General features: G+C 62.1%; 19 protein-coding genes. 7 read left to right on the forward strand and 12 right to left on the reverse strand.

Annotation, left to right across the window (positions count from 1 at the left end; all coding sequences use genetic code 11):
- Window positions 1-8 precede the first annotated feature (8 nt).
- From secD to queA, 4 genes are all read right to left on the reverse strand, one after another.
- Window positions 9-2048, reverse strand: a complete 2040-nt coding sequence (secD, locus tag P3T22_RS22990; protein ID WP_429326226.1) for a protein translocase subunit SecD — start codon at window positions 2046-2048, stop codon at window positions 9-11.
- Window positions 2049-2166: 118 nt separating this feature from the next.
- Window positions 2167-2496 (reverse strand): preprotein translocase subunit YajC, encoded by a 330-nt coding sequence (gene yajC / locus P3T22_RS22995; protein WP_063497799.1) that lies wholly within the window; start codon window positions 2494-2496, stop codon window positions 2167-2169.
- 206 nt (window positions 2497-2702) lie between these two features.
- Window positions 2703-3908 carry a tRNA guanosine(34) transglycosylase Tgt gene (gene tgt, locus P3T22_RS23000; RefSeq protein ID WP_063494804.1) on the reverse strand — a complete coding sequence of 402 codons (1206 nt, stop codon included), beginning with the start codon at window positions 3906-3908 and terminating at the stop codon, window positions 2703-2705.
- A gap of 287 nt (window positions 3909-4195) precedes the next feature.
- The gene (queA, locus tag P3T22_RS23005; RefSeq protein WP_429326227.1) at window positions 4196-5254 is read right to left on the reverse strand and encodes a tRNA preQ1(34) S-adenosylmethionine ribosyltransferase-isomerase QueA; all 1059 of its coding nucleotides are present in this window, start codon (window positions 5252-5254) and stop codon (window positions 4196-4198) included.
- 148 nt (window positions 5255-5402) lie between these two features.
- On the opposite strand from queA, the gene recG reads away from it, so the two are divergent.
- The 6 genes from recG to P3T22_RS23035 all read left to right on the forward strand — a co-directional run bounded on the left by recG (window position 5403) and on the right by P3T22_RS23035 (window position 11599).
- Complete coding sequence (gene recG, locus P3T22_RS23010) at window positions 5403-7736, forward strand: ATP-dependent DNA helicase RecG (RefSeq protein WP_429326228.1); 2334 nt, start codon at window positions 5403-5405, stop codon at window positions 7734-7736.
- A 124-nt stretch (window positions 7737-7860) separates the two neighbouring features.
- Window positions 7861-8820, forward strand: coding sequence for a hydrogen peroxide-inducible genes activator (locus tag P3T22_RS23015; RefSeq protein WP_063494806.1), 960 nt, complete (start codon window positions 7861-7863; stop codon window positions 8818-8820).
- 180 nt (window positions 8821-9000) lie between these two features.
- Window positions 9001-9141 (forward strand): hypothetical protein, encoded by a 141-nt coding sequence (locus tag P3T22_RS23020; RefSeq protein WP_181448398.1) that lies wholly within the window; start codon window positions 9001-9003, stop codon window positions 9139-9141.
- Between the two features lie 70 nt (window positions 9142-9211).
- The gene (locus P3T22_RS23025; protein WP_429326229.1) at window positions 9212-10666 is read left to right on the forward strand and encodes a catalase; all 1455 of its coding nucleotides are present in this window, start codon (window positions 9212-9214) and stop codon (window positions 10664-10666) included.
- A 129-nt stretch (window positions 10667-10795) separates the two neighbouring features.
- Complete coding sequence (locus tag P3T22_RS23030) at window positions 10796-10957, forward strand: hypothetical protein (protein ID WP_181448399.1); 162 nt, start codon at window positions 10796-10798, stop codon at window positions 10955-10957.
- A gap of 153 nt (window positions 10958-11110) precedes the next feature.
- Entirely contained in the window at window positions 11111-11599 is a 489-nt protein-coding gene (locus P3T22_RS23035) for a Dps family protein (protein WP_063494808.1), read from the forward strand.
- 172 nt (window positions 11600-11771) lie between these two features.
- Here P3T22_RS23035 and P3T22_RS23040 read toward each other — a convergent pair whose 3' ends face one another.
- From P3T22_RS23040 to P3T22_RS23055, 4 genes are all read right to left on the reverse strand, one after another.
- Window positions 11772-12011 (reverse strand): hypothetical protein, encoded by a 240-nt coding sequence (locus P3T22_RS23040; RefSeq protein WP_063494809.1) that lies wholly within the window; start codon window positions 12009-12011, stop codon window positions 11772-11774.
- An 88-nt stretch (window positions 12012-12099) separates the two neighbouring features.
- A complete protein-coding gene (locus P3T22_RS23045) occupies window positions 12100-14406 on the reverse strand; it encodes a DUF6531 domain-containing protein (RefSeq protein ID WP_429326230.1) in 2307 nt (768 codons plus the stop codon).
- A gap of 487 nt (window positions 14407-14893) precedes the next feature.
- Window positions 14894-15148, reverse strand: a complete 255-nt coding sequence (locus tag P3T22_RS23050; RefSeq protein WP_429326231.1) for a hypothetical protein — start codon at window positions 15146-15148, stop codon at window positions 14894-14896.
- A 116-nt stretch (window positions 15149-15264) separates the two neighbouring features.
- A complete protein-coding gene (locus tag P3T22_RS23055) occupies window positions 15265-15393 on the reverse strand; it encodes a hypothetical protein (protein WP_256390472.1) in 129 nt (42 codons plus the stop codon).
- On the opposite strand from P3T22_RS23055, the gene ubiA reads away from it, so the two are divergent.
- On the forward strand, window positions 15392-16255 hold the full coding sequence (gene ubiA / locus P3T22_RS23060; protein WP_063494812.1) for a 4-hydroxybenzoate octaprenyltransferase: 864 nt from the start codon (window positions 15392-15394) through the stop codon (window positions 16253-16255). The two genes, P3T22_RS23055 and ubiA, sit on opposite strands and share 2 nt — an antisense overlap.
- Window positions 16256-16286: 31 nt before the next feature.
- Here the strand turns inward: ubiA and proC are convergent, their stop codons facing one another.
- The 4 genes from proC to glcE all read right to left on the reverse strand — a co-directional run bounded on the left by proC (window position 16287) and on the right by glcE (window position 20317).
- Window positions 16287-17102: a pyrroline-5-carboxylate reductase gene (gene proC, locus P3T22_RS23065; protein ID WP_429326232.1), complete on the reverse strand. Its 816-nt coding sequence runs from the start codon at window positions 17100-17102 to the stop codon at window positions 16287-16289.
- Window positions 17103-17155: 53 nt separating this feature from the next.
- Complete coding sequence (locus P3T22_RS23070; RefSeq protein ID WP_063494814.1) at window positions 17156-17854, reverse strand: YggS family pyridoxal phosphate-dependent enzyme; 699 nt, start codon at window positions 17852-17854, stop codon at window positions 17156-17158.
- A 139-nt stretch (window positions 17855-17993) separates the two neighbouring features.
- On the reverse strand, window positions 17994-19220 hold the full coding sequence (glcF, locus tag P3T22_RS23075; RefSeq protein WP_063494815.1) for a glycolate oxidase subunit GlcF: 1227 nt from the start codon (window positions 19218-19220) through the stop codon (window positions 17994-17996).
- 8 nt (window positions 19221-19228) lie between these two features.
- Window positions 19229-20317, reverse strand: coding sequence for a glycolate oxidase subunit GlcE (glcE, locus tag P3T22_RS23080; RefSeq protein WP_063494816.1), 1089 nt, complete (start codon window positions 20315-20317; stop codon window positions 19229-19231).
- Between the last annotated feature and the right edge of the window lie 126 nt (window positions 20318-20443).

The raw sequence follows: 20443 nt of genomic DNA on the forward strand, positions 1-20443 counted from the left end.
TCCGGGACTCAGCGGGATGAACCCGGTTTCTGCGGCGTATTGGACGCGTCGCGGCGGCGCACGGTCGGCTTGGCACGCGCCTGGGCCGCGGCTTTGGCCTTGGGCTTGGCGCTTGCAGCGGCGACGGCTCGTGCCGTGTCGGTCGCAGCATCTTCATTGCCGAGGTAAGCGGCGGCGCCGTCGATACCTTCCGGTTGCGGACGCCACACCTGGCCGATGGCCAACGACTTGAGCTTCTTCTTGCCGCCGTACCAGAGGTTGACGATACCGCGCGAGAAGAACACCGCCGAGAACATCGAGGTCAAGATGCCGATACAGTGGACCATCGCGAAGCCGCGCACCGGGCCGGAGCCGAAGGCGAGCAGCGCGAGGCCAGCGATCAGCGTGGTGACGTTCGAGTCGAGAATCGTCGCCCATGCATGCGCGTAGCCGTTCTGGATCGCCAGTTGTGGCGGCGCGCCATGGCGCAGTTCTTCGCGCACGCGCTCATTGATCAGCACGTTCGCGTCGATCGCCATGCCGAGCGCGAGCGCGATAGCGGCGATACCCGGCAAGGTGAGCGTGGCCTGCAACATGGACAGCACGGCGATCAGCAGCAGCAGGTTGACCGACAAGCCGATCATCGAGATCACGCCGAACAGCATGTAGTACGCGATCATGAAGACGGCGATTGCCACGAAGCCCCACACCACCGAGTGGAAGCCCTTCTTGATGTTGTCCGCGCCGAGGCTCGGGCCGATCGTGCGTTCTTCGATGATGTCCATCGGCGCGGCGAGCGAACCGGCGCGCAACAGCAGCGCGAGGTCGGCAGCGCCTTGCGGCGTGGCCTGGCCGGTGATCTGGAAGCGGTCGCCCAGTTCCGACTGGATGGTCGCCACCGTCAGCACTTCGCCCTTGCCCTTTTCGAACAGCACCATGGCCATCGGCTTGCCGATGTTGTCGCGCGAGACGCTGCGCACCGCGCGGCCACCGGCCGAGTCGAGGCGAATGTTCACCGACGGACGCTGATGTTCGTCGAAGCCTGCCGACGCGTCGATAATGCGGTCACCCGTGAAGATGATCTGCTTGCGCAGCAGCACCGGCGTCTGGTTGCCTTGGGTGAACAGTTCGTCACCCGGCGGCACCGGATCGGACGGATTCGGATGCGTGTTCACCGGGTCGGCGAGGCGCGCTTCGAGTGTTGCCGTGCGGCCGATGATGTCCTTCGCCTTCGCCGTGTCCTGCACACCCGGCAGTTCGACGACGATACGGTCCGAGCCTTGCTGCTGGATCACCGGCTCGGCCACGCCGAGCTCGTTCACGCGGTTATGCAGCGTGGTGATGTTCTGCTTGAGCGCGGCGTCCTGCACGGCTTTCTGCACCGCCGGCGTGAACGTGCCGACCAGTTGCACACCGCCGTCCGGGTTCGCTTGCGAGGCCCACTGGAGTTCGCTGATGCCGCGGCCCAGTTGCCTGGATGCCGCGTCTGCCGTGGCCTGGTCGGCGAAATTGATCACCACCGTCTGGTTGACGCGGTTCACGCCGCCGTCGCGGATGTTGTTGTCACGCAGCATGGTGCGTGCATCCGAGGCGTCGGAGTCGAGCTTCTTGTTGAGCGCGCCGGCCATGTCGACCTGCAGCAGGAAGTGCACGCCGCCGCGCAGATCGAGACCGAGGTACATCGGCAGTGCATGCAAGGCGCTTAGCCAGCGCGGCGACGCGCTTTGCAGGTTCAGCGCCACGACGAACTGCGGATCGGTCGGGTCGCTGTTCAGCGATTTTTGCAGCAGGTCCTTCACGCGCAGTTGCGTGTCGGTGTCCAGCAGACGCACGCGGATGTTCGCGTTGGTCGACGAATTGTCGAACGTGACTTCGTCAGGCTTGATCTGATTGGCGGCCAGCGCCGTTTCGACTGCCGACAGCGTGGTCGAGTCGAGCTTGACCGTCGCCTTGCCGCTCGACACCTGCACCGCCGGCGCTTCGCCGAACAGATTGGGCAGCGTGTACACGAGGCCGATGACCAGAGCCACCAGCATCACGGCATATTTCCAGAGAGGGTAACGATTCATGAGCGGTCCAACGGGAAGGTTGGCTTGGAAGCGATGCGTCCGGCGATGAGCGCGGGCCGTTCAGCGTTGTTATGCGAGAACCGCCGGCGAGGCCGCGCCGGACGCGAGAGAGCAGGCCTTACAGCGACTTGATCGTGCCCTTCGGGAGAATCGTCGTGACCGACGCTTTTTGCACGGTGATTTCCGTGCCTTCCGAGATTTCGACGCCGACGTAAGCTTCACCTACTTTGGTCACCTTGCCGACGATGCCGCCATTCGTCACCACTTCATCGCCCTTGGCCATCGCGGCGAGCATGTTGCGATGGTCCTTCTGGCGCTTCATTTGCGGGCGAATCATGATGAAGTACAGCACGCCGAACATCAGGATCAGCGGCAGGAAGCTCATCAGGTTCGATTCAATGCCACCTGCTGCTGTGCCTTGGGCGAAGGCATTGGAAATGAACGACACGTTGGTCTCTCCGTTATAAATCAAAACGATCAAAAAAATCAGCCGGTTATTCTACCACTGGCCTGACTGGGGTCGGCGCGGCGAATCGGCTTTCCGATCAACCGTTTAAAGCCTTTTTTGCTGCGCACGAAAGTAAATTGTAATGTCTGCCGTGCGAGGCCGACCGATTCCTCAGGCAAATTCGTCAGCTGATTCCCGCTTGCCCGCTAATCTATGCCGCGCGCGCGGTTCTCGTGGAAGCGCTTGCGGAAGGGCTCGAACAGCTTTGCGTCGATCGCGTCGCGCATTTCCTGCATCAACTCGAGGTAGTAGTGCAGGTTGTGAATCGTGTTCAATTGCGCACCGAGGATTTCCCCTACACGATGCAGATGGTGCAGGTAGCCGCGGGTGAAATTTCGGCAGGTATAGCAACCGCATTGCTCGTCGAGCGGGCGCAGCGAGTTCTTGTGCGCGGCGTTGCGGATCTTGATGTCGCCGAAACGGGTGAAGAGCCAGCCGTTGCGCGCGTTGCGGGTCGGCATCACGCAGTCGAACATGTCGACGCCGGCGGCCACCCCCGCCACCAGGTCTTCCGGCGTGCCGACGCCCATCAGGTAGTGCGGTTTGTCGGCCGGCAGCTTCGGGCCGATATGGTTCAGCACGCGCATCATGTCTTCTTTTGGCTCGCCGACCGACAGGCCACCGATTGCGAGACCGTGGAAATCCATCTCCGCGAGACCTGCCAGCGACTCGTCGCGCAGGTCTTCGAACATGCCGCCCTGGACGATGCCGAAGAGGGCATTCGGATTGCCGAGACGCTTGAATTCGTCGATGGAGCGCTGGGCCCAGCGCATCGACATGCGCATCGAATCCGCGGCTTCCTGATGTGACGTCGGCACGTTGTTGGTCGCATACGGCGTGCACTCGTCGAACTGCATGACGATGTCCGAGTTCAGCACCTTCTGGATCTGCATCGACACTTCCGGCGACAGGAAGAGTTTGTCGCCGTTAATTGGTGACGCGAACGTGACGCCATCTTCGGTGATCTTGCGCAGATCGCCAAGCGAAAACACCTGAAAGCCACCGGAGTCCGTCAGGATTGGTTTCTTCCAGCCCATGAAGCCATGCAGGCCGCCGTGCGCCTCGATCGTTTCCAGGCCCGGGCGCAGCCACAGGTGGAAGGTGTTGCCGAGGATGATCTGCGCGTGCATTTCTTCGAGCTCGCGCGGCTGGACCGCCTTCACCGTGCCGTAGGTGCCGACCGGCATGAAGATCGGCGTTTCGACCACGCCGTGATTCAGCGTGACGCGGCCGCGGCGGGCCTGGCCGTCGGTGCCGAGCAGTTCGAATTTGAGGCCGTTGTCAGGGCGCGACGCGGCGCTCGCGCAGGTACCGCAGGTGCCGCTTGTATCGTGGGTAAGACCGTCGGTCATGGGGACTCCTGTGCCACCGGAGAACAGCTTTGCATGGGACCGGAATAAGCGCTGAAGCGCTAACTCCGGATCGACAAGTCCGGCGCAAATGATGAACGCCGCCGGGTAAGCCACGGCGGCTGGGTGAAGAAAACTCAAGATGCAGCACAGATTTGCCGCTGCACGCGGGTGCAAGACTGCAGCAGCGACTGCCTTTACATCAACGCGGCAAGGAGCGGCAGACTACCGCGTGCGCAGCCGGCGCGCAACGCTATCGCACGGGATATCGCTGTGCGACACGAAACGGTTCAAACGTCGCGGCGCGTCAGCAGCATGGCGTCGCCGTAGCTGAAGAAGCGGTAACGCTGTTCGATCGCGTGGCGATACGCTTCGCGAATCGTCTCGACGCCCGCGAACGCCGACACCAGCATCAGCAAGGTCGACTTCGGCAAATGGAAATTGGTCACTAGCCGGTCGACCACGCGGAATTTATAGCCCGGCGTGATGAAGATGTCGGTTTCCGTGCTGGCTGCGCCGAGCGGGCGTCCGGCCGCATCCGCATCGCGCGCGGCGGCTTCGAGCGCGCGCATCGACGTCGTGCCCACCGCGATCACGCGGTTGCCGCGCGCACGCGTCGCCGCGATCTTGTCGGCGAGCGATTGTGGCAGGTGATACCACTCGCTGTGCATCTTGTGCTCGGCGAGGTTTTCGACCCGCACCGGCTGGAAAGTACCGGCGCCGACGTGCAGCGTCAGCGTCGCGCGCTCCACCCCGCGGGCGTCGAGCCGCGCGAGCAGCGCGTCGTCGAAATGCAGGCCGGCGGTGGGCGCTGCCACCGCGCCGGGATTCTGCGCGAACACCGTCTGGTAGCGGGTTTCGTCGGTTGCGTCGGGGTCGTGCTCGATGTACGGCGGCAGCGGCAGGCGGCCGAATTGCTCGATCAGCGTCAGACAGTCGTCGGGGAAATGCAGCGTGTAGAACGGCTCGACGCGTTCGCCGACCGTCACGTCGAACGCGTCGGCGAGACGGATCGTGGTGCCCGGCTGCGGGCTCTTGCTCGCGCGGATCTGCGCGAGCGCGGTGCGTTCGCCGGTCAGGCGCTCTACCAGCACTTCGATCTTGCCGCCACTGGCCTTCTGGCCGAGGAAGCGCGCCTTCAGGACTTTGGTATCGTTGAAGACCAGCAGATCGCCGGGCACGATGCACTCGGGCAACTCGGCAAAGCGGCGGTCGATCAGGCGCGCGGCATCGGTCGCGTCGGCTGTGTTGGCCACTTCGAGCAGACGGCTGGCGCTGCGCTCGGGCAGCGCGACTTGCGCGATCAGCTCGGGTGGCAGATCGAAATCGAAATCGGAAAGCGTAAACATGCGGACGACTGGAAGCGAATTGGGACTGAATTGAGCCGAAGCCGGGGCCGGGCGGCTATGATTGCGGGACGCCGGAGCGGCCCGCGAGCCCGCGCGCTGGTTGGCGCCGACACCTTTGACAGCCGATATTGTACTTGCGAAGCAACCCATGCCTTTGTCCGAACGCCGATTGCCCTCCGCTACCGATGAAGTGAGCGCCGAGCCCAAGCGCCGCGTCGCGCGGGGCAAAGCAGCGGCGCCGGACTTGAACGACCTCGGCGCGGGTGTCGCGCCGGAGCGCGACAAGGCCGCGCGTGAGGGTGAAATGGTTGACCCATTCGGTGACAAGCCTGCCGGCAAACCCGCGGGCAAAGCCACCAGGAAGCCTGCTGCCGAAGCCGGCGCCAAGCCCGCGGCTAAACCCGCCGACAAGCTCGCCAAACTCGGCCTCACGCGCGACATCGATCTGGTCCTGCATCTGCCGATGCGCTACGAAGACGAGACCTCGCTGACACCGATCGGGCATCTGCTGCCGGGCGGCATCGCGCAAACGGAAGGCGTGGTGTTCGACAACGAAATTGCCTATCGCCCGCGCCGCCAGTTGCTGGTGAAACTGCGCGACGACGCCGGCGACGAACTCGTGCTCCGCTTTCTGAATTTCTACGGCTCGCAGGTCAAGCAGATGGCGATCGGCGCGCGGCTGCGCGTGCGTGGTGACGTGCGCGGCGGTTTCTTCGGCATGGAGATGGTGCACCCGGCGGTGCGCGTGGTCGACGAAGACACGCCGCTGCCGCAGGCGTTGACGCCGGTATATCCGAGCACCGCGGGCGTGACGCAGGCGTATCTGCGCAAATCGATCGACAACGCGCTGTCGCGCACGTCGTTGCCGGAGCTGCTGCCCGGGCCGATCGCGCAAACCTATATGCAGCCGCTCGGCGTGCCGACGTTGATGGACGCAGTGCGCACGCTGCATCATCCGGGCGTGCAATCTGATGAGACCGCGTTGATCGACGGCACGCATCCCGCGTGGGTGCGTATCAAGTTCGAAGAATTGCTCGCGCAGCAGATGTCGTTGAAGCGCGCACATGAGGAGCGCCGCACGCGTGCCGCGCCGGCCATGCCGCGCCGCAAGCTGGGCGACGAATCGGCGCTAGTCGCGCGTTTGCTGAAGGCGTTGCCGTTTTCGCTGACGGCGGCGCAGGAGCGCGTGGGCGGCGAGATCGCGCTCGATCTGACGCAGCCTCATCCGATGCAGCGGCTGCTGCAAGGCGATGTCGGCAGTGGCAAGACGATCGTGGCCGCGCTGGCTGCGGCACAGGCGATCGACGCCGGCTATCAGGCCGCGCTGATGGCGCCGACCGAAATCCTCGCCGAACAGCACGCGCGCAAATTGCGCGGCTGGCTGGAACCGCTGGGCGTGAGCGTCGCGTGGCTCGCCGGCAGTCTGAAGACCAAGGAAAAGCGCGCCGCGATCGAAGCGGCGGCGCTTGGTACGGCGCAGCTCGTGATCGGTACGCACGCGATCATCCAGGACGCCGTTGAGTTTGCGCGGCTGGGCTTGGTGATCGTCGATGAGCAGCATCGCTTCGGCGTGGCGCAGCGTCTCGCCTTGCGCGCCAAGGCGCATCCCCCAGGAGGACTTCCTCCGGGGCGGAGCGCCGCCGACGGCGCGCGCGATTTCCAGCCGCATCAATTGATGATGTCGGCGACGCCGATTCCGCGCACGCTGGCGATGACCTATTACGCCGACCTCGACGTTTCGACCATTGACGAACTGCCGCCTGGCCGCACGCCGATTCTGACCAAGCTGGTCTCCGACGCGCGGCGCGAAGAGGTGATCGGCCGTGTGCGTGAGGCCGCGCTGACGGGGCGGCAGGTGTACTGGGTGTGTCCGCTGATCGAGGAAAGCGAGACCTTGCAGTTGCAGACTGCGGTGGAGACCTACGAGACGCTGGTTGCCGCGTTGCCCGAATTGAAGGTCGGTCTGGTGCACGGACGCCTCGCGCCAGCGGAGAAGGCTGCTGTAATGGATGCGTTCACGCGTAATGAGGTGCAGTTGCTGGTGGCGACGACGGTGATCGAAGTCGGTGTCGACGTGCCGAATGCCTCGCTGATGGTGATCGAACATGCCGAGCGGTTCGGTCTCGCGCAGTTGCACCAGCTGCGCGGGCGAGTGGGGCGCGGAAGCGCGGCTTCGGTGTGCGTGTTGCTGTACACCGGGCCGCTGTCGCTGACGGCGCGGGCGCGCTTGCAGACCATGCGCGAGACGACTGACGGATTCGAAATCGCCCGGCGCGACCTTGAGATTCGTGGTCCAGGGGAGTTTCTCGGCGCCCGGCAGTCGGGTGCGGCCATGTTGAGGTTTGCCGATCTCCAGAATGATCAGTGGCTCATCGAGCCGGCCAGAGAGGCCGCCGCGGCTTTGCTCGAGAAGTATCCCGAGGTGGTGATCCAGCATCTGGCCCGCTGGCTCGGGGCGCGGGAGCAATATCTGAAGGCTTGAGGATTTGCCTTTGACGACGGAGGCGCCCGTCTGCCCAGCGGGCAAAAGACCAAAAGGTTGGCGAACCGACCCTATAGGTGTATAACTAGAACCTATCGAACTCATCGCACTGATTGGTCCCCCAATGACGCTCACCGAATTGAAATACATCGTCGCGGTTGCCCGCGAGCGGCACTTCGGCCGGGCCGCCGAAGCGTGTTTCGTCAGCCAGCCGACCTTGTCGGTGGCAATCAAAAAGCTCGAAGACGAGCTCAACGTGCAGATTTTCGAGCGCGGCACGAGCGAAGTCAGTGTCACGCCGATCGGCGAGCAGATCGTCACGCAGGCCCAGCGCGTCCTCGAACAAACGCTGGCCATCAAAGAGATCGCGAAACAGGGCAAAGATCCGCTGGTCGGGCCGTTGCGCCTTGGCGTCATCTATACGATCGGGCCGTATCTGCTGCCTACGCTCGTCAAGCAGATGATCAAGCGCGTTCCGCAGATGCCGCTGATGCTGCAGGAAAATTACACGGTCAAGCTGATCGAACTGCTCAAGCAGGGCGAAATCGACGTCGCCATCATGGCGCTGCCATTCCCGGAAACGGGCCTGATGCAACGCGCGCTCTATGACGAACCGTTTGTCGTCGCACTGCCGTCCGGTCACGCGTGGGAAAACCGCACGAAGATCGATGCCGAGGATCTCAAGCAGGAAACCATGCTGCTGCTCGGCAGCGGCCACTGCTTCCGCGACCACGTGCTGGGCGTGTGCCCTGAACTGATGCGTTTCTCGCAGAACGCGGATGGCATCCAGAAGACCTTCGAAGGGTCGTCGCTGGAAACGATCCGTCATATGGTGGCGAGCGGTGTCGGCATTACCGTGCTGCCGCGCATGTCGGTGCAAGAGGTCAAGCCGCACGCCGGCGGTATCGACGCGGGCCTGCTCAGCTACGTCGCCTTCGACGAGCCGGTGCCGGATCGCCGCGTCGTGCTCGCCTGGCGCAAGAGCTTCACGCGGACGCCCGCGATCGACGCCATCTGCGACGCCATCAACGCCTGCGATCTGCAGGGCGTCAAAAAGCTCGATCTGCCTGTCGCCGTCAGCTAGGCGGCGCGTTTCACCCAGGCCGGCCGTCGCGCGCCCCGGCGGCCGGTCGGCCAACCGCACTTGGGTGCCGAAGGCCGCAACCCCTATTGAATAGATAAAATTAATCAAACACGATAATTCAATAGTGTTGTTATAGTTTCCTCCATGGATCGCCCGATCCCATAAGACCCGGAGGAAATCATGACGCAATCGAACTTGCAGCCAGTCCAAACCGTCGCCACTCAATCCGCCGGCGTGACAACCCGCACCTTTGCCGCCTCGGCGCTCAGCATGCGCACGGTCGCGCTGTCCTTGCTGGTCGATCGGGCCTTGTCCGCATGAGCCGTAGGCATCAGCGCGCTGTACCTCTGCCCACATTCTGTTTCCGCTAAAAGCCACTCAGGAGTCACGCATGTCCGAACGTAAGCTCACCAATGCAGCCGGCGCGCCCATTGCCGACAACCAGAATTCGATGACCGCCGGGGCGCGTGGTCCGGTCGTCCTGCAAGACGTCTGGCTGCTCGAAAAACTCGCTCACTTCGATCGCGAAGTGATTCCGGAGCGCCGCGTTCACGCCAAGGGTTCGGGCGCATTCGGCACGCTGAAGGTCACGCATGACGTCTCGCGTTTCACGAAGGCGAAAGTGTTCGCCCAGCTCGGCAAGGACACGCCGCTCTTCATGCGCTTTTCGACGGTGGCGGGCGAGCGTGGCGCAGCCGATGCGGAACGCGACGTGCGCGGCTTCTCGATCAAGTTCTATACGGAAGAAGGTAACTGGGACGTAGTCGGCAACAACACGCCGGTGTTCTTCATCCGCGATCCGCTGAAGTTCCCGGACTTCATCCACACACAAAAGCGTGACCCGTACACCAACATGCGCAGCAATATCGCGGCATGGGATTTCTGGTCGCGTCATCCGGAGTCGCTGCATCAGGTCACCATCCTGATGAGCGATCGCGGCATTCCGCAAAACTACCGCCAGATGCACGGCTTCGGCTCGCACACGTACTCGTTCATCAACGCGGACAACGCGCGTTTCTGGGTGAAGTTCCACTTCAAGTCGATGCAAGGCATTGAGAACTTTACCGATGCCGAAGCGGCGCAAGTGGTGGCACAGAACCGTGAAAGCGCGCAACACGATCTGCTCACGAGCATTGAAGCTGGCAACTTCCCGAAATGGCGTTTTGCCATTCAGGTGATGCCGGAAGCGGAAGCCGCGAACTATCGCTTCAATCCGTTCGACATCACGAAAGTGTGGTCGCAGAAGGATTACCCCTTGATCGACGTCGGCACGATCGAGTTGAACCGCAACGCGGCGAACTACTTCGCGGACGTGGAGCAGGCAGCGTTCACGCCGGCCAACGTGGTGCCGGGTATCGGCTTCTCGCCGGACCGTCTGTTGCAAGGCCGTTTGTTCTCGTATGGCGACACGCAGCGCTACCGCCTCGGCACCAATCACCATCAGATTCCGGTGAATGCACCGCGCTGCCCGGTCCATCATTCGTTTCATCGCGACGGCGCGATGCGCACGGACGGCAACCTCGGCGGCAATGTGAACTACGAGCCGAGTCGCTTCGGTGACTTCGGGCAGGACACCAGTGCGGCGGAGCCGCCGCTCGCGGCGGGTACGGTCGATCGTTACGATCATCGCGAGGACGAGGACTACTACACGCAGCCGGGCATGTTGTTTGCGCTTTTCGATGCGGCGCAACGCCAACGTCTGTTTGGCAACATTGCACGCCATATCAACGGTGTGCCGCAAGAGATCGTCGCGCGTCAGATCGAGCATTTCCGTCGGGCCGATCCGGCCTATGCGGAAGGCGTGATCGCCGCGATGGCCGAACTCGCCGAAGCCGGCACGAAGTAAGCAATAAGTAGTAGGCAGTAAGTAGTAGGCAGTAGGCAGTAAGCAGTAGGCAGTTGAAGTGAATTGATGCAGGAGGACGGGGCGCATCGGCGCCCCGCCGGTAACGATACGAATCGAGGGAGCACGATCATGATCCAGCTGATGATGTCCACCATTGGCGGCTCGTCGGCCGTACGCGGTGCGCAACAGCAGCGAGCATTTTTGCTGCGCAAGTTAGTGGGATTCGCGATCGTCGCGAGCGGCTTGGCGGTGATCGTTGTGCAAGCCGTGCAACACGCGCTGGGCGCGTGATTGAGCGCGAGGCCGTGGTGCGGCAAGCGACCACGCGTCACACGAACGCAGCTGCTTTCTAATATAAACTGGCGTGCGTTCGAAGTGCCGGGTTTGCTATCGGCGCGCCGCCACTCTGCCGACCGGTTCGTATCACTCTTCAAGGGAGTCATCATGGCCAAGAAAGACGCCGTACAGCACGTCAATATCGGGATCAGCGACAAGGATCGGAAGAAGATTGCAGAAGGTCTGTCGCGACTGCTCGCCGACACCTACACGCTGTACCTGAAGACCCACAACTTCCACTGGAACGTGACGGGTCCGATGTTCAACACGCTGCATCTGATGTTCGAAACGCAGTACAACGAGTTGTCGCTCGCGGTCGATTCGATCGCTGAACGTATCCGCGCGCTGGGTGTACATGCGCCGGGCAGCTACAAGGAATTTGCGAAGCTGTCGTCGATTCCGGAAGCGGACGGTGTGCCGGCTGCGGAAGAAATGATCCGCCAGTTGGTGGAAGGCCAGGAAGCGGTGGTGCGTACCGCCCGCGCGATTTTCCCGTCGACGGAAGCCGCCAACGACGAGCCGACCGCCGACTTGCTGACGCAACGCATGCAAACGCATGAAAAGACTGCTTGGATGCTGCGCTCGATGCTGGCTTGAATAGCTTGAGCGTTCCGGGCGTTTAGTCTGGATTTCAGCGCAGTGCTTCGGTGTTGGCGTTGCCCTGAATACAAACAAAGCCTCCCTTTTCGGGGGGCTTTGTTTTGTGCGCCCAGCATGGGCGCACATGAAGAAGGCGCGATTGCTCGCCCCCTTTTTGTTCAAGCCTGATTTAGTCCGTGATTCCGCTTACACGCTGCCCCTCCGGAACGAGGTCCGGGTGTTGTTTGTAGATAGGGATAAGCGCTTGCTCGAACACCATGTACATGACCTCTCCCATGGCCTGTTTGAAGATATCAAGTTCTTCGGCGGAGCAATGCGCCTGAACAAAGACAATCGCTTCGTCGAGTGATCCGTTTATCTTCAACATACGGTTGCACACTTCCAGGGCCAATGCCTTATCTTTAATCATGCATCTACTCCAAATTAATTTGTGGAACCCGAAATTCGCTGCCGGGACATTGCGTGTCCTGGTGCTACGCTGGCACTGATTGTGCGCGTTATATTCGTGGACAGTCCGAAAGCTCAGCGCAGTCGTTAACGCAGTTCCAGAACGTGACTCCGAAATCGCCGGTCGGCAATGCCGAAAATGAGCACTTTTTCCGGCAGGCTGTTCTAACTGCCCCACAATCCGAAGTGTCCTTGCATTTCACGAAGCCGGACGTTTGTGCTGCAGCGCTCGGGAAAACTTTTGCATAGAGCGCACTCCGTTGGGACAGGTTCGGAACCAACACCGGAAACGGTAACTGATTCTGTGCGGCAACCTGAATTTCCACCGGATTGTCCTCAATGGGTTCGCCCGTCTGCGCGCTGAAATAAAGGTCGCGAAGGAACAGCGACCATGCAAGACGCGCCTGAATGAACCCGCAATCCACGCACACAGCGCTTGTAACTGGCGGTGCGTCGGACGTGTTCGACCGCAACCAGCCAAGGCGGGTGGCCGGGGGACCTACGGGATCAAGACCGGCCTGATAGTTATCGAGCCATTTGTCGGTGTCGTCACTGCTGATTGCTACCGCAGCCCCACCACTGGTTGCTACCGTACCGTTGCGGGATACCACGCGACCGTCTGGTGAGTAGCCGTAATCTACGGTCAGTAGACGACGAACCCGGCCGATTTGAGCTATTGGCTGCTCATCGTATGTGAACCGGGTAACTCGCCCTCTGAGGTCGTATGCGATACGGGCCTCGCGATAGTTGCCGGTTTGCCAGGTCACACGGTGCGCCGCATCGCGACCCTGATTACCCAAGAGCCACTTCGAAACGATATTCTGCGCAGTGTTGAGATTGCCGGTTTCGTCGTAGAAGTAGAACCAATTCAAAGCCTTAACGTTGTTGATGTAAGTGATCGCCTCGGTCAACCGGTTGAACTTGTCGTATCGGGCACCAACAGTTCGCTGCTGCTGCCCGTCCCAGGTAGCATCGAAACCGGCTTCACCTGTCAGGTCATTGGTGATGCGTTCGCTATACCCCGTGACGTTGCCATTGGCGTCATAGACGAATGACATCAACTTTCCCGGCATGGCGACGGACGCAGGATGAAGACTCGTTGCGTCGGCGTACTGCACCGAAGTGACCGAGATGGCGAAAGAGGTCCGCACGGTCGCTTTCACCGGACGACCAGTTTCGTCGTAGCTGTAGACGGCATTGCGTCCCGGCGCAGTCGTCGTCAGGAGACTGCCCGATGCGTCCCACGTCATTCCGCCGAATAGGGAACCGCTGCTGCCGGTTGGGCGAACCTTGTCACCTATGGTCGAGAAGGAAAGCGTTCTTGCACCATTGCTATCCGTGACAGTGGTCGTCCCCGATCCATAGGAAAACTGTACGTTCTGTGTCGTGTCGGGATGGCTGACAGCAGTCGCTCGGCCTTGTGCGTCGTATGTCCACGTTGCGATTCGCGAGCCGGTCTCGTCAATAACGCCGGTCAGCGCGCCCTTGAAACGAGAGTCGCCGTACGCGTACTGCCGTACGTTTCCATCGGGCCAGGTGACAGAAGCGAGATTGCTGTTCGCGTCGTACTGGTACTGCGTGAAGTGGCCCGCGGGGTCGACTAGTCGCGCGATACGGCCTTTATCGTCATATTCGAGGCGGAGGGTGAGGTCATAGACTGTCCTGGTGTCGGGACCATGCTGCGTGATCGCAACAAGCCGTCCCGATCCGTCATGGCTCAACGTTCTGACAAACCCGGTCTTGGTTGCCTCCGATAGCAGAACGCCTTGCGAAGAGTACGTTTCGGTGTTTTCTGTTACCAGGTCGGTGAGCGTCCAGCCCACGCCGTTCTGCGTGAGTGTGAGACCGCTAAAGCTCTTCGTTCGCCATGTGCCGTTCGTCAAGATGAACGTTAGCGGCTCTCCGTTTGCACGATATGCGATGACGTTGCCAGAACTGCCTGCGGCCCCGGTGACATTCAACTGCCGTTGCCAATTGTGAAACCACATTGGCCCGACAGCGCTCGCACTTTTCAGAAACACGGTAGATCGGTATGTGCGTGTGAACGTGACCGGCAGTTCATCGCCACTGACGAAATCGTTTTCTGTCAATGTCACAGCGCCGCTAGACGGGTACACCGGGTCCGCCACCGGGCAGGAGTCGTCAGGCAGGACAGGATCGGGTCCCTTGCAGTACCGGGCGATCATTTCCTGCGCATTTGCAGTGCAGAAATACGTACCCATGCCGGTTGATGTCCGGCTCGCAGCAATCAACGGGCAGTCTTTATTGCCGGGAATGGCACCTGCTCTCGCATACAGGGGAAAACAGATGTCGTCGCCGCTGTCGGCGTTCGCACCGAATGCCACCAGTAGCAGCATGAATGCGGCCCATAGACGGGTTAGGTTGCCTGCTGGCCCGCAGGACGGTTTGTTTATTCTCATGCATCTCCCTTTTGTAACGTGTCGTTAGAAATGCGTAATAAGGCGACACTGCATCGGGGAGTTGGGAGCCAAAATAGGACAATTCGGAAAAAGGCCGTCGCGCGACACATCTTCACAGACCGGCTGAAATTGACAGCTTCAAGGCAGGAGCGGCGCTAATCTGCGCGCCAACAACGCCCGCCATGCGGGGCATCCTGCGGAGGTGCAAACCATGGGAGGTACGATTTACAGCGAATGGGAACACCCGGTACACGTCATCGTTGACCGCGACAATCAACGATTCGCAAATCGAAGTAAGGGCTGCCGTCGAACTCGATGAAACGGGTCATTGAGCGCAGCGAACTCGGGATCGGCGACGACGATCAACGTGCTGCGTCTGTGGCCGGCCAGGCGACAAATGCGCGGCCGGTTAGGCTCCCAGTGTTTAGGGCCTGAAATCCGCCCCACGCTTGCACACTTCGGACGGGGTGAATCCGAAACGTTCGCGCAGGCTTCCCAGCGTGTCTGCTGTCAGATATTCGGTCGTCAGCTTTCGAATTGGAATGCCGAAAGCCGTCGACAGTGGCTTTGCGAGAATCGAACGGCACTGATCCCGATCTTCCGCATTTTGAACATGCCTACGGATATTTCGATGCCCTTTTGAATCCGTGTTCACGCTCAAAACCTCAACGAAGGCCATGCATGACCATCCGCAAAGCGTTCTGATATGAATCAGGTTTTCGCCGAAATACCTATTTCCAACTATCATTTGTAACTCTCCCGATTTGCGGTACCGGATTTAGCCCCAGCTTTGGTTCAGGCCCCGGTTGCCGTTGCGACCTCGGTTTCGGCGCCCAGCATTTCAGCCTCGCCGGCCTGAAGGCTGCCTGCCGCCCACATCCCGTAAAATAGCGGCACCGCCCGCACTTCACCGAATCCGCCCATGTTCGCCCGACTTCCTCTGTATCTGCGCCTCGTGCGCATGGACAAGCCGATCGGCAGCCTGCTGCTGCTGTGGCCGACGCTCAATGCGCTGTGGATTGCGTCCGAGGGCCATCCTTCGTGGCCGCTGCTGGTGATCTTCACAGTGGGTACGGTGCTGATGCGCTCGGCAGGCTGCGCGATCAACGACTACGCGGATCGCGACTTCGATCGCTACGTGAAACGCACGGAAAACCGTCCGATCACGTCGGGCAAGATCAAGGCATGGGAGGCGGTGGCGCTGGCGGCCGGTTTGTCGCTGCTGGCGTTTCTGCTGATCCTGCCGCTGAATACGCTTACCAAGGAGTTATCGGTGGCGGCGCTGTTCGTCGCCGGTTCGTATCCGTTCACCAAGCGCTTCTTTGCGATTCCGCAGGCGTACCTTGGTATTGCGTTCGGCTTCGGCATTCCGATGGCGTTTGCCGCGATTCAGGACCACGTGCCGATGCTCGCCTGGGTCATGCTGCTGGCCAACGTGTTCTGGTCGGTTGCGTACGACACGGAATACGCGATGGTCGATCGCGACGACGACATCAAGATCGGCATCCGCACTTCGGCGCTGACCTTCGGCCGCTTCGACGTGGCGGCGATCATGCTTTGCTATGCGGTGACGCTGGGAATTTACGTCGGCATCGGCGTGATGCTCGGCTTCGGCGTGTTGTACTGGCTCGGATGGGCGGCGGCGGTGGGCTGCGCGATCTATCACTACACGCTGATCCGCAATCGCGAGCGGATGGCGTGCTTCGCGGCGTTCCGTCACAACAACTGGTTGGGCGGCGCGTTGTTTGTCGGCATTGCCGCGCATTACGCGGTGGCTTCTTTCTAATTCTTCCGCGCCGGCCAACCCCAGACCGCGCTTACAGCTTGCCGAACTCGTCGCCCATTTCTCTGGCGCGCGCATCGGCGGCGAGCACGCCACGCACGATCGCGTCCTTGATCCCGCTGGCGTCGAACGACGCCAGCGCGGCCGCCGTAGTACCGCCCTTCGACGTCACACGTTCGCGCAACAGGCTCGGCGGCTCGTCCGAGTTCGCGGCCAATTGCGCCGCGCCGGTGAAGGTTGCGACCGCCAGCGCGCGGCCTTGCGCTTCATCCATGCCGAGTCGGCGCGCGGCTTCCTGCAAAGCCTCGATGAAATAAAACACGTAAGCGGGACCGCTGCCCGATATCGCGGTGACGGCGTCGATCTTCGCTTCGTCGTCGAACCAGACGGTCTCGCCAACCGCGCCCAGCACCTGCGACGCGAGCGCGCGGCCGGTTGCGTCGACGCTGCCGGTCGCGACGAGGCCCGTCACGCCCATGCCGATCAGCGCCGGCGTATTCGGCATCACGCGCACGATGCGCGCGTGGCGGTTGAGCCAGCGCGACATGTCATCCATGCGAATGCCCGCGACGATGCTGATTGCCAGTTGCGAGGCCTGCAGATGCGGCGCCAGCGCCTCGGCGACGCTCTTCAGGATCTGTGGTTTCACCGCCAGCACGACGGCGTCGTGGGACGCGAGCGCGGCATCCGCGGCGGCGCCGGTCTTGATGCCGAATTGCTGCTCATTGCGCTTGCGCGCGTCTTCGTTGGGGTCGATTGCGTACAGGTCAGCGGGTGCGACGCCGCGCTTGATGAGACCGCCGATCAACGCGGCGGCCATGTTGCCGCCACCGATAAAAGCAATTTTCATGATGTTCCGAAAGATGTCTCGTGAGGCGTCAAGAAAGGAAAGGTGCGAAAGGGTCAGTGAGAGTAATCTCGCGCGCCGAAAATCGCGGTGCCGACGCGCACGATCGTCGCGCCTTCCCGCACGGCGGCTTCGAGGTCGCTCGACATGCCCATCGAGAGCGTATCGAGTTCGAGGCCGTCATTGCGCAGGCGTTCGAACAGCTCGCGTAATTGCCGATGCGGCACGCGCTGCTCTTCGATGCTGCCGGCCGGTTCCGGAATCGCCATCAGACCGCGCAGATTCAGTTTCGGCAGCGCGGCGATTGTCTGCGCGACTTCCACGGCCTCGGGAATGCTCACACCGCTTTTCGACGCTTCGCCGCTGATGTTGATCTGCAGGCAGACGTTCAACGGCGGCAGGTTATCCGGGCGCTGCTCCGATAGCCGCTGCGCGATCTTCAGGCGGTCGACCGAATGCACCCAGTCGAAATGCTCGGCAACCGGCCGCGTTTTGTTCGATTGCAATGGTCCGATGAAATGCCATTCGAGCGCTGCCCGCAGATCGGCCAGCGCTTCGATTTTGGTGATGGCTTCCTGCACATAGTTCTCACCGAACGCGCGTTGACCGGCGGCGTAGGCGGCGCGCACGTCTTCGGCGGGAAACGTCTTCGAGACCGCGAGCAGGGTGATCGAACGCGCATCGCGTCCAGCCACCTGGGCGGCGAGGGCGATGCGCTGCTGCACCGCTTCGAGGTTGTGAATCAGATCGGGCATGGAACGGAACTGGAAGTCCAGCGAAAAGCAATGGTCGAATTATACGGACGCCGCCGCCTCATGCCGCCGCCGGACAGGCGAAGGCGCTTGCGGTGACGTATCGCAAGCCACGTGCCGCACTTGCGGCAAATAGATCGCCTCAGGTGGACAGCATATGCTCCACCAGTTCGATCCAATGTGCGACCGGCGTGGACGTGCCGCTTTGCAGATGCGCAATGCAGCCGACGTTCGCCGACACGATCACTTGCGGCTCCTGCGCCTGCAGCCGCTCGAGCTTCTGATCGCGCAGCGCATACGAGAGCTTGGGCTGCGTCAGCGAATAAGTGCCGGCCGAGCCGCAGCAGAGATGATTGTCGGCAGGCAGGCGCACTTCCACGCCGAGCGCTGCCAGCAGATGTTCGACCTTGCCGCGCACCTGCTGACCATGCTGCAACGTGCATGGCGGATGGAACGCTACCGTATGGATCGCGCGGCGGCGCGTCACGGCGACGAGCGCCTCTTCGAACTCCGGCAGGACCTCCGCGATGTCGCGCGTCAGCTCGGTCACGCGGCGCGCCTTTTCCGCATAAGCGGGATCGTTGCGCAGCAGATGCGCGTATTCCTTCACCGTCGCACCGCAGCCGGACGCGTTCATCACGATTGCTTCCACGCCTTGTTCGATATACGGCCACCACGCGTCGATGTTGGCGCGCAGATCGTCGAGCGCTTCGTCGTTGTAGCCCAGATGCAGACGGATCGCACCACAACAGCCCGCTTCGGCGGCGATCAACGTTTCGACGCCGAGCGCGTCGAGCACCCGCGCGGTGGCGACGTTGACGTTCGGCATCATCGACGGTTGCACGCAGCCCGCGAGCATCAGCATCTTGCGCGGATGTTTCGCGGTCGGCCATTCGAGCGGACGCTGCCGCGCGGGCACCTTGTCGCGCAGTTTTTTGGGCAGCAGCGGACGGATATGCTGACCGATGCGCATGGCCGGCGTGAACAGCGCGCTGTTCGGCACGAAGCTCGCGAGCAGCCGGCGCACCATTCGCTGACTGAACGGACGCGTGACTTTTTCCTCGGTGATCTTGCGGCCGATCTCGACCAGCCTGCCGTATTGCACGCCGGATGGGCAAGTGGTCTCGCAGTTGCGGCAGGTGAGGCAGCGGTCCAGATGGACCTGGGTGCTGCGCGTGACCGCCGCGCCTTCCACCATCTGCTTGATCAGATAGATGCGTCCGCGTGGGCCGTCGAGTTCGTCGCCGAGGATCTGATAGGTCGGGCAGGTCGCCGTACAGAAACCGCAATGCACGCAATTGCGCAGGATGGCGTCGGCTTCGTCGCCATCGGGCGTATTGCGAATGAAGTCCGCGAGGTTGGTTTGCATCGCGTCGCTCAGAAGTCGGGGTAGAGACGGCCGCGATTGAAAATGCGGGCTGGGTCGAAGGCGGCTTTCAGGCCGCGATGGATTTTCATCAGCGGTGCGGGCAGCGGCGTAAACACCCCTGCGCTGCGGTCGTAGCCGGGGCCGGTCCGGAAGATGGTGGCGTGGCCGCCGGCCTGTTTGGCGCTGATACGCACGGTTTGCGCGTCGGTGTCGGTGATCCACCAGCGCTGGCTGCCGCCCCATTCCATCAGTTGCGCACCGGGTAATTGCAGCGGCTCGGTGATCGACGGCAGCGCGAGCCGCCACAGCGCGGCCTTCGGCGGGATGGCCGCAAAGAACGAGTCTGTCTGTTCACGCAGGCCGGCCCAGAAGCGCTCCGCTTCGACGGCATCGACCACTTCGCCGCCAAGCGCCGTGCGGGCGGCCTTGACCGCGGCTTCCGCGCCGGCCATCCGCACGGCCAGCGTGCCGTGACGCCATGCGCTCGCCGTAATCGGCAGCGGGCGGCCGCCCCATTCGTTGAGCTTGCGGACCGCGTCGGTGCCGTTCATGTCGAATTTGAGGGTCGCTTCGGCCTGCGGTATTGGCAGCACCTTGACTGACAACTCGAGGATCAGCCCAAGAGTGCCGAGCGAGCCTGCCATCAAACGGGAGACGTCATAACCGGCGACGTTCTTCACCACCTGGCCGCCGAAATGCAACTTCTGGCCCTGGCCGTTCATGATGACGGCGCCGAGCACGAAGTCGCGCGCCGCACCCGCGGCAGGGCGGCGTGGACCGGCAATGCCCGCCGCGATACAGCCGCCGAAGGTGGCCTGCAGCCCGAAGTGCGGCGGTTCGAAGGCGAGCATCTGATCGCGTTCGGCGAGCGCGGCCTCGATCTCCAGCAGGGGCGTGCCCGCGCGCGCCGTGATAACCAGTTCGGCCGGATCGTAAGCGATGATGCCGCGATAAGCGCGCGTGTCGAGGATCTCACCTTTCAGCGTCTGACCGTACCAGTCTTTGGTGCCGCCGCCACGGATGCGCAATGTGCGCCCTTCGGCGCTGGCTGAACGCACGCGTTCGGACCAAACGGCGACGATGTCATCCTCTTCCATGGTGCCCTGCTTAGTTGTGTTTCGATCGATTGTACCGGGCGGCGGCTGGCTGGCAAGCCGGAGCGGACCCGCATCGGGTAATCAGGGTGGGGGGTGGAAAGCGCCGCGGGCGCGCGATATGCGGGA

It is taken from the genome of Paraburkholderia sp. GAS348, from assembly GCF_050434205.1.
Taxonomy (GTDB): Bacteria; Pseudomonadota; Gammaproteobacteria; order Burkholderiales; family Burkholderiaceae; genus Paraburkholderia.